Source organism: Bacillus sp. CR71 (genome assembly GCF_003429245.1).
GTDB lineage: Bacteria > Bacillota > Bacilli > Bacillales > Bacillaceae_G > Bacillus_A > Bacillus_A thuringiensis_S.
This window is the reverse complement of the sequence record NZ_CP031748.1, coordinates 4,885,385-4,900,284: the sequence shown is the minus strand read 5'-3', so window position 1 is coordinate 4,900,284 and position 14,900 is coordinate 4,885,385. Positions and strand designations below refer to the sequence as shown.

Genomic DNA, 14,900 nt, shown 5'->3' with positions numbered 1-14,900 from the left:
TGAATAATTTGATATACTTAAGTAAGAAAGGAGAATTGCTTTTTGGGTTCTCCTTCTTTTATTGTATACATATCATACATTTAAATTTGGCTATACTAACGAGTAGTAATTAAGAGGAGGTTATTTTTATGCGAGTAGATGGTAGAGAGAAAACAGAATTACGCCATATACATATTCATACGAATTATTTAAAACATCCAGAGGGATCTGTATTAATTGAAGTTGGGGATACAAAGGTGATTTGCTCAGCGACAATTGAAGAGCGTGTCCCGCCATTTATGCGTGGAGAAGGAAAGGGCTGGGTAACAGCTGAATATGCGATGATTCCACGTGCGACAGAACAACGTACAATTAGGGAGTCAAGTAAAGGGAAAGTAACAGGACGTACAATGGAAATTCAACGTCTAATTGGACGAGCATTACGTGCGGTAGTTGATTTAGAAGCGCTTGGCGAGAGAACAGTTTGGATTGACTGTGATGTTATCCAAGCAGATGGTGGAACGAGAACAGCGTCTATTACAGGTGCATATGTAGCGATGGTATTAGCTTTCGAGAAATTATTACAAGCAGAAAAAGTATCTAAAATTCCAGTAAAAGATTATTTAGCAGCAACGTCAGTAGGAATTGTTGAAGAGCAAGGTGTTGTTTTAGATTTAAACTATGCAGAAGATTCTAAAGCAGACGTTGATATGAACGTAATTATGACTGGAAAAGGCCAATTTGTTGAAGTGCAAGGAACTGGAGAAGAAGCGACGTTTAGTAGAGCGCAGTTAAATGAACTACTTGATGCTGCGGAAAAAGGCATTTTCCAACTGATTGATATACAAAAAGAAGCTTTAGGTGACATCGTATCTCATATAGAGTAGAGGTGGAAAGTATGAAACAAGTTGTTGTAGCGACAAAAAATATGGGAAAAGTACGTGAGTTTGCTGAGTTATTTGAGCGATTTGATTTAGAAGTGAAATCATTACACGATTTTCCTCATATTGAAGAAGTCGAAGAAACTGGTGAAACATTTGAAGAAAATGCGATCTTAAAAGCGGATAGTTTGAGTAGACAGTTGAATTCTATCGTAATTGCGGATGATTCGGGTCTTATTGTAGATGCTTTAAATGGAAAACCAGGAGTGTATTCAGCGCGTTTTGCTGGTGAACCGAAAAATGACCAAGCAAATATCGATAAAGTGTTACAAGAATTAAATGGCGTTGACTTTGAAAAGCGTAAAGCTCGTTTCTATTGTGCATTAGCAGTTGCTTTCCCTGAAGGTGATAAAAAGCCTGTCATTGTAAATGGGACATGTGAAGGATTTATCTTAGAACAACGCCGCGGAGAAAATGGCTTTGGATACGATCCGATTTTTTATGTGGAAGAATACAAAAAAGCAATGGCGGAATTAAGTTCAGATGAAAAAAATGCTATTAGCCATCGTGGCCGTGCTCTTCGTAAGTTAGAAGAAAAAATCCCGGAATGGTTTTTAGGAGAATAAGGGAGAGAGAATGATGAAAGCTTTAATCGTAAGCGATAGTCATAGCTCTGTGAAGGAATTACAGCAGTTGAAAGAGAAATATGAAGGGAAAGTAGATATCATGATTCATTGCGGTGATTCAGAGCTAACGCCTGCTCATGAAGAACTGCAAGGTTTCCATGTTGTAAAAGGAAACTGTGATTATGCTAACTTTCAAGATGAAATTGTAACTGATGTAGATGGAATTCGCTTCTTAGTAGTGCATGGACATCGCCATAATGTGAAAATGACATTACAAACGCTAGCGTACCATGCTGAAGAAGTGGGAGCGCAAGTTGCATGCTTCGGACATTCTCACGTATTAGGTGCGGAATTAATCGAGGGCGTTTTATTTATTAATCCAGGCAGTATTTTATTACCACGTCAACGTGTAGAAAAGACATTTGCTTTATTAGAAATGGATGAAAATCAAATGGAAGTTCGTTTTGAAACGTTAGACGGACAACTAGTTGAACAAGCAGTTTTTAAAAGAGGATAATAAAATTTATCCTCTTTTAAAAAAGGTGTTGACTTTATGTATGGTTATACATATAATAAATATTGTCGATAGGGCAACGGCGCTAACGAAGAAAAGAAAATAACATATGCGGGTGTAGTTTAGTGGTAAAACAAGAGCCTTCCAAGCTCTGGTCGAGAGTTCGATTCTCTTCACCCGCTCCATGTCCCAGTAGCTCAGCCGGATAGAGCATACGCCTTCTAAGCGTACGGTCGGGAGTTCGAATCTCTCCTGGGACGCTAACAAAAACCTTGTTATCTTTTGATAACAAGGTTTTTGTTTGTCTAAAAATTGATGTTTGGGTTATAAGTGTAGTTCATTCTTAATATCTGCGACCTTTCCTTCGATATTAAGCAGTTGCATATGTACTTCTTTTTCTTAAATAAAAAGAGCGCCGTTTATCCCGCTATTTGCCGGGCAGTAAGACCCCCACCTCAAAATTCAGCGGAAGCAAAGAAGTTAGGTGGGGTCGGGCTGTCCGTAAAAGTCCGATTGGTGAGGGTTGATTAAAGTTACACTTTATGCGCCCTGTTCCTCATATTTAATTTAAAGAATCAATAGGCTTATGGTAGAACTCAAATCCATATCCAGATTCTCCTAATTGTTCACTTGCAATGTTATAAAAGTTTTTACCATTCTAGTGTGATTGAGTAGCCGTTATCGGAACTTATCCCTGATAGTGTGTTACAATTAATAGAAGCGGAAAACGAGAATCTCCAATTGACTGGACGTGTGATTAGTTGGACAGTTTAAGAAGGTTGTATAAAAAGGGAGATGGCGCAAAGATGGCGAGAACAAAAGAGAATGATTTAACGGAGAAATTGGCAGAAGGTCAACGGAAATATGGTGACGGCAACTTTACAGTACAGAACATCGGTGATGAAACTAATCCGAATTGGACTGTCGTAAAAAATGTGAGGAAGGGATCGGCAGGCATTCGCGAAGGAGAAGATATATTAAGACTGCGATCAAAATATATAAAATAGTATGGAATGGGCGGAGCGGGAGTTCGAATCTCTCCTGGGACGCTAAAAAAACCTTGTTATCTTTTGATAACAAGGTTTTTTGTTTTAAATTAGTTATTAATAAACTTCTCAAATACAAAACCATAATCTTTCACATTGTATTGTTTCTTCGTATCAACAAGCCAGTTAAAGGCAATCTCGTTCATCTCTTTAAATTGCTCTGCTAAGTTTACTTGTGCGTTTGAAATACGGCTGAAAGCATTAGATGCCATATCTAAACTTTTATGTGCATATTGTAATGTAATGTCGTTGTCGTATGAAATTTCTTCAATTTTAAGTAAAGCCTTATATAAATCTTTTAATTCTTCAATATGTTTTTTATGAACATCAATTGAGTAATGCTCATCTCCCATTTGAAACTTAATTTCTATATCTAAATCAATCGTTCCTGCAGTTTCAAGTGCTACGTTTTTAATTTGATATTTACTATAGCTATAGCGGCGCAGTGTGCGTTTTTTACTTGTTGCGCTTGTACCATCTAGGTGGAGTAATCCTTTGTTTGTGAAGCAATATTCATCTGATTTGGATTTAATTAGAAAATAAATTTTCTCTCCATCTTCGTGCATCACGTAATCATCAGCATCAACTTTATCGTAATCTTTCGGTGTAATGACAGAACCTACATCGCTTAACCCTAAAACATCAGCAGCTACTTTTTTGAACATATATAATCCCCCTTGTAAATTAAATTCTTAATTGTACAAAAATATATTAACATGATTTTCATTTTTTGTTTTCTTGTAATACGAAAATATCTGAAGGTAAGTTAAGAAAAGTAACGCATAATTATTTTGATCCTAAATTATTTAGTAAATCTATTAGTCTAAGAGTCGATTCGCCGAAAAGTAACCAAGAGAAAAAAGCTAATTTTGCAAGTGATTATAGAGAAATTTCGTGAAAGCACCTCAAGCGATATGAGGTGTTTTTCAATCCCTTTTTGAAATCTTACAATTCTGTAAGGTAACTGTAAGGTAGTTCGATGGTAAGAAATTGCTAATCTTTTATAATGAAGATAACAACGATAAAACGAGGAGGAAGAAATGATGAAAGGGTTAGTTGTAACGGGCTTAACGGTTGCTTTTGGATTTGTAGCGTATGAGAAATTAACGTATGTAGTCGATGTTGTGAAACATTTGATTGCTTAGAGAAAACAGCTATGAGAGGGAAAGGGAATGAGTGAATGAATGGAATGGTTATTTGGAATTATAGGTACTTGTAGTGTAGTGTTATTGTTCTTTGTCCCAAGTGGTATACTTAGTTCGACAACAAGTTTGTTCTTCTTAAGTTTGTTTGCTTGTACGATGCTTATTATTATGTTTTTAATGAAGCGAAGTAAACCAATCTTCTATTTTAGCATGATTGTTATGGCAATTATTGTTCTCCAAATTATTACCCTTGTAATATACCCCACAATTATAAAAGCTTTCCATTAATGATGAATCCTCTGCGCTTGTTGCTGGGGATTTTTATTTGTACAATTTTAATTTTTAGTGGAGATTTACTCGTATCGGAATATAAAAATTAAATATTTTTATATTTCAAACAAATGATTTAGGGATGTTGTGTTCTCATTACGCATTTGATATATTTACTTTGAGCATAATTAAAATCAAGAAAAAGAGGCGGACGTATGGATAAAAAAGAAAATACGGTCGTATTGTTTCCACAACTATCAGAGCGCTATATTGATGAAGGTTTTTTAGCGCTGAAAGAGCGGAAATTCGAAGATGCATTGCGTTGCTTTGAAATATTACGTCAGTATAATGCGGAAACGGAACAAACGGAATTAGCTTCAGTTATTTGTTTACTCGAATTAAAACGTATGGAAGAAGCGAAAGATAAATGTGAACAGTTGCTTAAAACAGGAGTTGTCTTATTTGGTGATATTCTTGAAACGTACGTAACAATTTTAGTTCAAACAAATGATTATGAAGGTGTTATTGAAACTGTTGAAAAGGTTTTACAAACGAAAGATATAATGCCTGATCAAAAGGAAAAATTAGCGCAGCTTGCTTTATTTGCAGAAGGTATGCTAAATGAGGGAGACGCATCGCTAGTGGATTCAAACTTTGAATTGGATGAGTTTACTAATGAAATTTTTGGAGAAAACTTTGGACAGAAGCTAAGAGCGATTCAGCGACTTTCGTTAAAAGATTTAGATCTTGCATTACCTGTTTTAAAGAAATTTTTAATAGACGAAGAGCAGCACCCCTATTTGAAAACTTCTATTTTGTATAAAATGATAGAAAGTCAGGTAGAAGAAGAAATAGAGGTAGAAAAGTTTGGAAATACGATTAAGGTGATTCCAGCATTTACAGGTCATAATGAGGAGCAATCCAATAACATTATACATAAATTATCAAGCCGATTAGAGCAAAATTATCCCGATATATTTGAAGCGATGGTTACATATTGGAAAGAGTTGCAAATTAGCGTTTTCCCATTCGCTCTATTAATGGATAAAGAAGAGATTTGGTCAGCTGTTTTAGAGAGAATTGGAAGAAAGCGTTTCGGATTGGCTATTGATGAAGAAGAGCTTATGGCAGCATATAATATCGAATTGGAAGAGTTTCATATTGCCTATCAATGGTTATTACGTGTTGAAAGAGAAGGATATTTGCCCGTATAATTATGAAAAAGAATCGTTCAGTTCTTGAAACGAGCATATTCTATGTTATAATGTAAGGGTTGCAAAAGGCAGAAATCTGCCTGTTTGTAAGAGAAGAGAAGTGCAATTCTCTTACTTAATATGTTTCATATTATTCTCGAACAAAATATACCGTAGTTGTCTTCTGGGCAATTAGTAGATTGGAACATTATATCTGAAAGCTTTTGCTAGAGGGTTATTTGTGTATTTGTTATTTCAAAAAAGAGATAATGAAGATTTTAATCTATAGAGGTATGTGCATACATTATTATAGTTGGAGGGAAAGAATAAATGTCTACAAAATGGGAAAAATTAGAAGGTAACGTTGGCGTTTTAACAATCGAAGTTGATGCTAAAGAAGTAAACAACTCTATCGACGCTGCGTTCAAAAAAGTAGTAAAAACAATTAACGTACCAGGTTTCCGTAAAGGAAAAATGCCTCGTCCATTATTCGAACAACGCTTTGGTATTGAATCTTTATACCAAGATGCTTTAGATATCATTTTACCAAAAGCATACGGTGAAGCGATTGAAGAAGCTGGTATCTTCCCAGTTGATCATCCTGAAATCGACATCGAGAAGTTCGAAAAAAATGCTAACCTTATCTTCACTGCAAAAGTTACAGTGAAACCTGAAGTTAAATTAGGTGAGTACAAAGGTTTAGCAGTAGAAAAAGTTGAAACAACTGTAACTGACGAAGATGTAGAGAACGAATTAAAATCTTTACAAGAGCGTCAAGCTGAACTAGTTGTTAAAGAAGAAGGAACTGTTGAAAACGGTGATACAGCTGTAATCGACTTCGAAGGTTTCGTTGATGGCGAAGCATTTGAAGGCGGAAAAGGCGAAAACTACTCTCTAGCAATCGGTTCTGGTACATTCATCCCAGGTTTCGAAGAGCAAGTAATCGGTCTTAAATCTGGTGAGTCTAAAGACGTTGAAGTATCATTCCCAGAAGAGTACCATGCTGCTGAATTAGCTGGCAAACCAGCAACATTCAAAGTAACAATTCACGAAATCAAAACAAAAGAACTTCCTGAGTTAAACGACGAGTTCGCTAAAGAAGCAGACGAAGCGGTTGCAACTCTTGATGAATTAAAAGCAAAACTTCGCACAAACTTAGAAGAAGGCAAAAAGCACGAAGCTGAGCACAAAGTACGTGACGAAGTAGTAGAATTAGCTGCTGCTAACGCTGAAATCGAACTTCCAGAAGCTATGATCAACACTGAGTTAGATCGTATGGTTCGTGAATTCGAGCAACGTTTAAGCCAACAAGGTATGAACCTTGAGCTTTACTACCAATTCACAGGTACTGACGCTGACAAATTAAAAGAGCAAATGAAAGAAGATGCACAAAAACGTGTAAGAATCAATCTTGTTCTTGAAGCTATCATTGAAGCTGAAAACATCGAAGTTACTGAAGAAGAAGTAACTGCAGAAGTTGAAAAAATGGCTGAAATGTACGGTATGCCAGTAGACGCTATCAAGCAAGCTCTTGGAAGTGTAGACGCTTTAGCTGAAGATCTTAAAGTGCGTAAAGCTGTAGACTTCTTAGTAGAAAACGCTGCATAATAAAATAACAAGGCACGATTTTAATCGTGCCTTGTTTTATAAATATAGAAATATATTTATAAAACTTTTCGATGGAGAAGGAAATGTTCCTTTACAAGTCGAATATACATATTTCAAAAGTTTTAAAATTTTTTTATTTGTACATAACTAGTCATATTATTTGTATTTCTCGCCACGTAGTGACATAATATGTATTTACATACGATACATTTATCGTGTACATACGAAGGCAAGAGGTTAGCACTTTGTAAGGGGTGTGAAAATATGTTTAAATTTAATGATGAAAAAGGGCAATTAAAATGTTCTTTCTGTGGTAAAACACAAACGCAAGTTCGAAAGTTAGTGGCAGGTCCAGGTGTTTACATTTGTGACGAGTGTATCGAACTTTGTACTGAAATTGTACAAGAGGAGCTTGCGAAGGACGAAGAAGTAGAATTCAAAGATGTACCGAAACCGGTAGAAATTCGTGAAATCTTAGATGAGTATGTCATCGGGCAAGATAGCGCGAAAAAAGCACTAGCGGTAGCGGTATATAATCATTACAAACGCATTAATTCTAACAGCAAAATTGATGATGTAGAATTAGCGAAGAGTAATATCGCACTTATCGGGCCAACAGGTAGTGGTAAAACATTACTGGCACAAACGTTAGCGCGTATTTTAAATGTTCCATTTGCAATCGCGGACGCAACATCTTTAACAGAAGCTGGATATGTTGGGGAAGATGTAGAAAATATCTTACTAAAATTAATTCAAGCAGCTGATTATGATGTAGAGAAAGCGGAAAAAGGAATCATTTATATTGATGAGATTGATAAAGTGGCACGTAAGTCCGAAAATCCATCAATTACACGTGATGTATCTGGTGAAGGTGTGCAGCAGGCACTTCTGAAAATTTTAGAAGGTACTGTAGCAAGCGTTCCACCTCAAGGTGGTCGTAAGCATCCGCACCAAGAGTTCATTCAAATTGATACAACGAACATCTTATTCATTTGTGGTGGAGCGTTTGATGGCATTGAGCCGATTATTAAACGTCGCCTTGGTGAGAAAGTAATTGGATTTGGTTCTGAGAAGAAAAATGCTGATGTAAATGAGAAGCATGTTTTATCTCACGTATTACCAGAGGATCTTTTAAGATTTGGTTTAATTCCAGAGTTTATCGGTCGTCTTCCAGTTATTGCGAACCTAGAGCCACTTGATGAAGATGCTCTTGTTGATATTTTAACGAAACCGAAAAATGCACTTGTTAAGCAATTCCAAAAACTATTGGAGCTTGACGATGTTGAGTTAGAGTTTGAAGAAGGTGCACTAATCGAAATTGCGAAAAAAGCAATTGAACGTAAAACGGGTGCTCGTGGACTTCGTTCTATTATTGAAGGCTTAATGCTTGATGTAATGTTCGAACTTCCATCTCGTAAAGATATCGAGAAGTGTATTCTTACAAAAGAAACAGTAGCTGATAATGAACCGCCAAAATTGGTGTTACAAGACGGTACTGTACTTGATACAAAAACATCTGCATAATGCGAAAGGGAAACAGCAATTTTTATAATTGCTGTTTTTCTTTATGTTTAGCTACGTTCCTCCGCGGAAATACTAAGAGATAAAATATTGCGGGAGGAAATAAATAATGAGCTGGACAAATATATTTTTAGTTGTTCAACTTGTTTTTGGTGTAATTGTCGGATTATATTTCTGGCATTTACTTCGAAATCAACGAACACAAAAAGTTTCAATTGATCGAGAATCGAAAAAAGAATTAGAACAGCTTCGTAAAATGCGTGAGATTTCTTTAACAGAGCCGCTAGCAGAAAAGGTGCGTCCTACAACCTTTTTAGATATTGTAGGGCAAGAGGACGGGATTAAGTCGTTAAAAGCGGCTCTTTGTGGTCCGAATCCGCAACATGTAATCATATATGGCCCGCCAGGTGTTGGGAAAACAGCGGCAGCACGTCTTGTATTAGAAGAAGCGAAACGAAATCCTAAATCTCCATTTCGTACGAATGCAACATTTATTGAACTTGATGCGACGACAGCTCGGTTTGATGAACGTGGTATCGCAGACCCTTTAATTGGTTCGGTGCATGATCCGATTTATCAAGGTGCTGGGGCGATGGGACAAGCAGGTATTCCGCAACCGAAAAAAGGTGCTGTAACAGATGCGCATGGTGGTATTTTGTTTATTGATGAGATTGGCGAACTCCATCCGATTCAAATGAACAAAATGTTAAAGGTGTTAGAAGATCGAAAAGTATTTTTAGAAAGTGCGTACTATAGTGAAGAAAATACGATGATCCCAACATATATACATGATATTTTCCAAAAAGGCTTACCGGCAGATTTTCGCTTAGTTGGAGCAACGACACGTTCGCCAGAGGAAATTCCTCCTGCTATTCGGTCACGTTGCTTAGAAGTATTTTTCCGTGAATTAGATACGGAAGAAATTCAAAAAGTAGCGAAAAATGCCGCGGAAAAAGTAGAAATGCAAATAGGCGAAAATGGTATTGAAATGATTGGGATGTATGCAAGAAATGGACGAGAAGCGATTAATCTCGTGCAAATCTCTGCTGGTATGGCGATAAATGAAGAACGTTCTTTCATTAAAGATGAAGATATAGAGTGGGTTGTTCACTCAAGTCAGCTTACACCGAAATACGAAAAGCACATTTATCCGATTCCAAGGATTGGTCTTGTAAATGGTCTTGCTGTATACGGACCAAATACAGGTGCGTTATTAGAAATTGAAGTAACAGCAATTCCGGCGAAAGATAAAGGGTCGGTAAATGTTACCGGAATTGTAGAAGAAGAAAGTATTGGTAGTCAAACGAAATCGATTCGCCGTAAAAGTATGGCAAAAGGCTCTGTTGATAATGTATTAACAGTACTTCGTTCTTTAGATGTGTTGCCAGAAGGATACGATATACATATTAATTTTCCAGGTGGTATCCCAATTGATGGACCTTCTGCAGGAATCGCTATGGCAACAGGTGTATATTCTGCGGTGCATCGCACATATGTAAATAATGAAGTAGCGATGACAGGTGAAATAAGTATACACGGAGAAGTAAAGCCTATTGGTGGCGTGTACGCAAAAATAAAAGCTGCGAAAAAAGCGGGAGCTAAGAAAGTCATTATTCCTGCTGAAAATATGCAACCATTTTTGTATACTATAAAGGGAATCGAAATTATTCCTGTCCGTAAGTTAAAAGAAGTATTTGAGTTAACATTTATGCAAGAAAATGCGCATAGAGAGCTAGATGTACATACTAACGTAGACGAAACAGATGCACAATCTATGTAAAAATAAACAATAATAAAATTTGCCAGACTTCGTTTAAGTTTGTATGCTTAATCGGAGTCTTTTTTCTTTTCGTGAGGTAGAAAAATAAGCTATTTATAATTGCGAGGAATCTCAGCAATTGCATCTAGGTGTATTGTAATATAAAATAGTTGAACAGGAGTTTAATTTATTATGGAGGTGCTATGTCTAGTATGAATACGAACGAAAGAATCGTGCCCCTCCTACCATTAAGAGGCGTTCTCGTATATCCAACGATGGTTTTGCATCTTGATGTAGGACGTGATAAATCGATACAAGCACTAGAGCAGGCGGCAATGGATGAAAATATCATCTTTTTAGCAATGCAAAAAGAAATGAATATCGATGATCCGAAAGAAGATGACATATATAGTGTAGGTACAGTGGCGAAAGTCAAGCAAATGTTAAAATTGCCGAACGGTACGCTTCGTGTCCTTGTGGAAGGTTTACATAGAGCAGAAGTAATAGAGTTTATCGAAGAAGAAAATATAGTACAAGTGTCTATTAAAACGGTAACTGAAGAAGTAGAAGATGATTTAGAAGAGAAAGCTCTTATGCGTACGTTACTGGAGCATTTCGAACAATATATTAAAGTTTCGAAAAAAGTTTCAAATGAAACATTTGCAACGGTAGCTGATGTAGAAGAACCAGGGAGATTAGCTGATCTAATTGCTTCTCACTTGCCGATTAAAACGAAGCAGAAACAAGAGATTCTAGAGATTGTATCTGTAAAAGAACGATTACATACACTTATTTCAATTATTCAAGATGAACAAGAGTTACTTAGCCTAGAAAAGAAGATTGGACAAAAAGTGAAACGTTCAATGGAGCGCACGCAAAAAGAATATTTCTTACGTGAGCAAATGAAGGCGATTCAAACTGAACTTGGCGACAAAGAAGGTAAGGGCGGAGAAGTAGAAGAACTTCGTGAAAAAATTGAACAGTCAGGAATGCCTGAAGAAACAATGAAGGCTGCGCTGAAAGAATTAGATCGTTATGAAAAGTTACTAGCAAGTTCTGCGGAGAGTGGTGTTATTCGCAATTATATTGATTGGTTATTAGCGCTTCCGTGGACAGAGGCAACAGAAGATATAATTGATCTTGCTCATTCAGAAGAGATTTTAAATAACGATCATTACGGTCTTGAAAAAGTGAAAGAGCGTGTACTTGAATATTTAGCTGTACAGAAGTTAACGAATTCATTAAAAGGACCTATCCTTTGTTTAGTAGGCCCTCCTGGGGTCGGCAAAACTTCGTTAGCGCGTTCAATTGCAACATCATTGAATCGTAAATTTGTCCGTGCATCTCTTGGTGGTGTGCGTGATGAATCTGAAATTCGTGGTCACCGCCGTACATATGTTGGAGCAATGCCAGGACGCATTATTCAAGGTATGAAAAAGGCGAAAACAGTTAATCCAGTCTTCTTATTAGATGAGATTGATAAAATGTCTAACGATTTCCGTGGAGATCCATCAGCGGCATTACTTGAAGTATTAGATCCAGAACAAAACCATAACTTCAGTGATCATTACATTGAAGAACCATATGATCTATCGAAAGTTATGTTTGTAGCAACCGCTAATACACTTTCAAGTATTCCAGGTCCATTACTTGACCGTATGGAAATCATTTCGATTGCTGGCTATACAGAACTTGAAAAAGTACACATTGCTCGTGAGCATTTATTGCCGAAACAATTAAAAGAGCATGGCTTACGAAAAGGTAATTTACAAGTGCGTGATGAGGCGCTTCTTGAAATTATTCGTTATTATACACGTGAGGCTGGTGTTCGTACGCTAGAACGCCAAATTGCAAAAGTTTGCCGTAAAGTAGCGAAAATTATCGTTACAGCAGAACGTAAACGTATCGTTGTGACAGAGAAAAAGATTGTTGATTTACTTGGTAAACACATATTCCGTTATGGGCAAGCTGAAAAAACAGACCAAGTTGGTATGGCAACAGGTCTAGCTTACACAGCAGCAGGCGGCGATACACTTGCAATTGAAGTTTCTGTAGCGCCAGGAAAAGGGAAACTAATTTTAACGGGGAAACTTGGGGATGTTATGAAAGAATCAGCACAAGCTGCGTTTAGTTATATACGCTCTCGTGCAGAAGAGCTTCAGATTGACCCGAATTTCCATGAGAAAAATGATATTCATATTCATGTTCCAGAAGGAGCAGTTCCAAAAGATGGACCGTCAGCAGGTATTACAATGGCAACGGCACTTATTTCTGCACTAACAGGTATTCCTGTAAGTAAAGAAGTAGGTATGACAGGTGAAATTACACTTCGTGGTCGTGTATTACCAATTGGTGGCTTAAAAGAAAAAACATTAAGTGCTCACCGCGCAGGCTTAACAAAAATTATTTTGCCAGCAGAAAACGAGAAAGATTTAGATGATATTCCAGAGAGCGTAAAAGAAAACCTTACGTTTGTGCTTGCATCTCATTTAGATGAAGTATTGGAGCACGCATTAGTAGGAGTGAAACAATGAAAGTAACAAAAGCAGATATTGTAATTAGTGCTGTTAAACCAGAACAATATCCAGACAGTGATTTACCAGAAATTGCATTAGCAGGTCGTTCAAATGTCGGGAAGTCTTCCTTTATTAATAAAATTTTAAATCGTAAAAAGTTAGTGCGTATTTCTTCTAAACCAGGAAAAACGCAAACACTGAACTTTTTCTTAATCAATGAGATGATGCATTTTGTTGACGTTCCAGGTTATGGATATGCGAAAGTGTCTAAATCGGAGCGCGCGGCATGGGGGAAAATGATTGAAACGTACTTTACAACGCGTAAGCAATTAGACGCAGCTGTATTAGTAGTTGATTTACGTCACCAACCAACAAGTGATGACGTGATGATGTATGATTTCTTAAAGCATTATGAAATCCCAACAATTATTATTGCGACGAAAGCCGATAAAATCCCGAAAGGGAAATGGCAAAAGCATTTAAAAGTTGTAAAAGAAACGCTTGCTGTTGAAATTGGCGATGAAATCGTTCTATTCTCTTCTGAAACAGGACTTGGAAAAGAAGAAGCGTGGAAGGCAATTCATAAAATGACAAAAACAAAAAACGCGTGACGAATGTCGCGCGTTTTTTTATTTACTACATTTTTTATTTTACGTTTAATGTAACCTCGATATTTCCTCTCGTTGCTTTCGAATATGGACATACACCGTGAGCCGCTTCTACAAGTTCTTTTGCTTCGCTATGTGAAACGCCAGCGACATGTACATCAAGCACGGCAGATAGGCCAAAACCACCATCTGTATCTTTTCCGATAGAAACGTGAGCGGTTACTTCTGTACTTTCTACTTTCATACGTTTTGTACGAATGACAAGTTGTAATGCACTATCAAAACAAGCTGCATAACCAGCTGCAAATAGTTGTTCTGGATTTGTTGCTTCTCCGCCTGCACCACCTAGTGCTTTCGGCATTTTTACATCAAGATTTAATATGCCATCATCTGAAACTACTTTCCCATTTCTTCCACCTGTTGCTGTTACTGAAGCAGTATATAATTTATCCATATTTATTCCCCTTTTCCATCATTAATTGTTTTCATTGTTTCAATTAGTTTATTTAGCTCAATTAATAAAGAGCGATATTCTTGCTCTGTAATTCCTAAATTTGTAGCCATCGTTGTCGGTAATGAACAAGCCTTTTCCTTTAAATCTTTGCCTTGTTCTGTTAATTCAATACAAACTTTTCGCTCGTCTTCTTTGGAACGAACACGTTTTACAAGTTTTAATGATTCCATTCGTTTTAACATAGGTGTTAACGTACCGGAATCTAAAAATAGACGTTCTCCAATTTCTTTTACTGTTAGTCCATCTTGCTCCCATAGTACGAGTAAAGTAATGTACTGGGGATACGTAATACCCATCTCTTCTAAATAAGGTCGATAAAAACGAGTAACCTCTCTAGAACAGGCATAAATAGAAAAACAAAGTTGGTTATCTAGATGCAAAGAGTCCTCTGTCATACATAACTCCCTTCTAATTAAGTTGTGCACAATTTAATTTTGTAAAATCAATATAACGAAAAAGAAATAAAATGTCAAATACATTGTATTGAGAAAGTGTTTGCTACATTTTGGAACAATCATACATATTTTCCTTCATGATGAAAGAAGATAGGAAAGATGATGTTATAATTTATATGGAATAGTTTCCATCACTTGATTATGAGGACTTTTTTTGGTAACGTACAAATAGAGTTATTAATTTATAATCATTATAAAGTAGAAGATTTTTTTATTAGTTTACTGAATCTCCTTTATTACATACGGAGAATAATTAAAAAATAAT

The 14,900-nt window shown here is 36.5% G+C and carries 14 protein-coding genes and 2 tRNA genes; 13 read left to right on the top strand and 3 right to left on the bottom strand.

Annotated features, from left to right (window positions below):
• Positions 1-128: 128 nt before the first annotated feature.
• The 6 genes from rph to DOS87_RS24620 all read left to right on the top strand — a co-directional run bounded on the left by rph (position 129) and on the right by DOS87_RS24620 (position 3,007).
• On the top strand, positions 129-866 hold the full coding sequence (rph, locus tag DOS87_RS24645; protein ID WP_001261762.1) for a ribonuclease PH: 738 nt from the start codon (positions 129-131) through the stop codon (positions 864-866).
• An 11-nt stretch (positions 867-877) separates the two neighbouring features.
• Complete coding sequence (locus tag DOS87_RS24640) at positions 878-1,486, top strand: XTP/dITP diphosphatase (protein ID WP_000815949.1); 609 nt, start codon at positions 878-880, stop codon at positions 1,484-1,486.
• A gap of 13 nt (positions 1,487-1,499) precedes the next feature.
• Complete coding sequence (locus DOS87_RS24635) at positions 1,500-2,003, top strand: metallophosphoesterase (protein WP_000645488.1); 504 nt, start codon at positions 1,500-1,502, stop codon at positions 2,001-2,003.
• A 108-nt stretch (positions 2,004-2,111) separates the two neighbouring features.
• Positions 2,112-2,185, top strand: a tRNA-Gly gene (locus DOS87_RS24630).
• A 1-nt stretch (position 2,186) separates the two neighbouring features.
• Positions 2,187-2,260 (top strand) — tRNA-Arg (locus DOS87_RS24625).
• Positions 2,261-2,806: 546 nt separating this feature from the next.
• Entirely contained in the window at positions 2,807-3,007 is a 201-nt protein-coding gene (locus DOS87_RS24620; RefSeq protein ID WP_000124591.1) for a hypothetical protein, read from the top strand.
• Positions 3,008-3,096: 89 nt separating this feature from the next.
• Here the strand turns inward: DOS87_RS24620 and DOS87_RS24615 are convergent, their stop codons facing one another.
• The gene (locus DOS87_RS24615) at positions 3,097-3,711 is read right to left on the bottom strand and encodes a PH domain-containing protein (protein WP_000475213.1); all 615 of its coding nucleotides are present in this window, start codon (positions 3,709-3,711) and stop codon (positions 3,097-3,099) included.
• A 519-nt stretch (positions 3,712-4,230) separates the two neighbouring features.
• On the opposite strand from DOS87_RS24615, the gene DOS87_RS24610 reads away from it, so the two are divergent.
• The 7 genes from DOS87_RS24610 to ysxC all read left to right on the top strand — a co-directional run bounded on the left by DOS87_RS24610 (position 4,231) and on the right by ysxC (position 13,669).
• The gene (locus DOS87_RS24610; protein ID WP_001983650.1) at positions 4,231-4,479 is read left to right on the top strand and encodes a hypothetical protein; all 249 of its coding nucleotides are present in this window, start codon (positions 4,231-4,233) and stop codon (positions 4,477-4,479) included.
• 197 nt (positions 4,480-4,676) lie between these two features.
• Positions 4,677-5,675, top strand: a complete 999-nt coding sequence (locus tag DOS87_RS24605) for a hypothetical protein (protein ID WP_000358275.1) — start codon at positions 4,677-4,679, stop codon at positions 5,673-5,675.
• Between the two features lie 309 nt (positions 5,676-5,984).
• Positions 5,985-7,262, top strand: a complete 1,278-nt coding sequence (gene tig, locus DOS87_RS24600) for a trigger factor (RefSeq protein ID WP_098578087.1) — start codon at positions 5,985-5,987, stop codon at positions 7,260-7,262.
• A 264-nt stretch (positions 7,263-7,526) separates the two neighbouring features.
• Positions 7,527-8,786 carry an ATP-dependent protease ATP-binding subunit ClpX gene (gene clpX, locus DOS87_RS24595; RefSeq protein ID WP_000472289.1) on the top strand — a complete coding sequence of 420 codons (1,260 nt, stop codon included), beginning with the start codon at positions 7,527-7,529 and terminating at the stop codon, positions 8,784-8,786.
• A 106-nt stretch (positions 8,787-8,892) separates the two neighbouring features.
• Positions 8,893-10,563: an ATP-dependent protease LonB gene (lonB, locus tag DOS87_RS24590; RefSeq protein ID WP_000119171.1), complete on the top strand. Its 1,671-nt coding sequence runs from the start codon at positions 8,893-8,895 to the stop codon at positions 10,561-10,563.
• A gap of 182 nt (positions 10,564-10,745) precedes the next feature.
• On the top strand, positions 10,746-13,076 hold the full coding sequence (lon, locus tag DOS87_RS24585; RefSeq protein ID WP_208730131.1) for an endopeptidase La: 2,331 nt from the start codon (positions 10,746-10,748) through the stop codon (positions 13,074-13,076).
• Positions 13,073-13,669: a ribosome biogenesis GTP-binding protein YsxC gene (gene ysxC, locus DOS87_RS24580; protein ID WP_000869118.1), complete on the top strand. Its 597-nt coding sequence runs from the start codon at positions 13,073-13,075 to the stop codon at positions 13,667-13,669. The genes lon and ysxC overlap by 4 nt, the downstream gene beginning before the upstream one ends.
• Before the next feature lie 34 nt (positions 13,670-13,703).
• Here the strand turns inward: ysxC and DOS87_RS24575 are convergent, their stop codons facing one another.
• On the bottom strand, positions 13,704-14,120 hold the full coding sequence (locus DOS87_RS24575) for an organic hydroperoxide resistance protein (RefSeq protein ID WP_097825881.1): 417 nt from the start codon (positions 14,118-14,120) through the stop codon (positions 13,704-13,706).
• 2 nt (positions 14,121-14,122) lie between these two features.
• A complete protein-coding gene (locus DOS87_RS24570) occupies positions 14,123-14,575 on the bottom strand; it encodes a MarR family winged helix-turn-helix transcriptional regulator (RefSeq protein ID WP_000133913.1) in 453 nt (150 codons plus the stop codon).
• Positions 14,576-14,900: the final 325 nt, after the last annotated feature.

Coding starts and splice junctions, on each gene's coding strand:
- clpX (WP_000472289.1), top strand. CDS start 7,527: ATGTTTAAATTTAATGATGAAAAAGGGCAATTAAAATGTTCTTTCTGT.
- DOS87_RS24635 (WP_000645488.1), top strand. CDS start 1,500: ATGAAAGCTTTAATCGTAAGCGATAGTCATAGCTCTGTGAAGGAATTA.
- lonB (WP_000119171.1), top strand. CDS start 8,893: ATGAGCTGGACAAATATATTTTTAGTTGTTCAACTTGTTTTTGGTGTA.
- rph (WP_001261762.1), top strand. CDS start 129: ATGCGAGTAGATGGTAGAGAGAAAACAGAATTACGCCATATACATATT.
- DOS87_RS24575 (WP_097825881.1), bottom strand. CDS start 14,120: ATGGATAAATTATATACTGCTTCAGTAACAGCAACAGGTGGAAGAAAT.
- DOS87_RS24640 (WP_000815949.1), top strand. CDS start 878: ATGAAACAAGTTGTTGTAGCGACAAAAAATATGGGAAAAGTACGTGAG.
- ysxC (WP_000869118.1), top strand. CDS start 13,073: ATGAAAGTAACAAAAGCAGATATTGTAATTAGTGCTGTTAAACCAGAA.
- DOS87_RS24605 (WP_000358275.1), top strand. CDS start 4,677: ATGGATAAAAAAGAAAATACGGTCGTATTGTTTCCACAACTATCAGAG.
- lon (WP_208730131.1), top strand. CDS start 10,746: ATGTCTAGTATGAATACGAACGAAAGAATCGTGCCCCTCCTACCATTA.
- DOS87_RS24570 (WP_000133913.1), bottom strand. CDS start 14,575: ATGACAGAGGACTCTTTGCATCTAGATAACCAACTTTGTTTTTCTATT.
- DOS87_RS24620 (WP_000124591.1), top strand. CDS start 2,807: ATGGCGAGAACAAAAGAGAATGATTTAACGGAGAAATTGGCAGAAGGT.
- DOS87_RS24610 (WP_001983650.1), top strand. CDS start 4,231: ATGGAATGGTTATTTGGAATTATAGGTACTTGTAGTGTAGTGTTATTG.
- DOS87_RS24615 (WP_000475213.1), bottom strand. CDS start 3,711: ATGTTCAAAAAAGTAGCTGCTGATGTTTTAGGGTTAAGCGATGTAGGT.
- tig (WP_098578087.1), top strand. CDS start 5,985: ATGTCTACAAAATGGGAAAAATTAGAAGGTAACGTTGGCGTTTTAACA.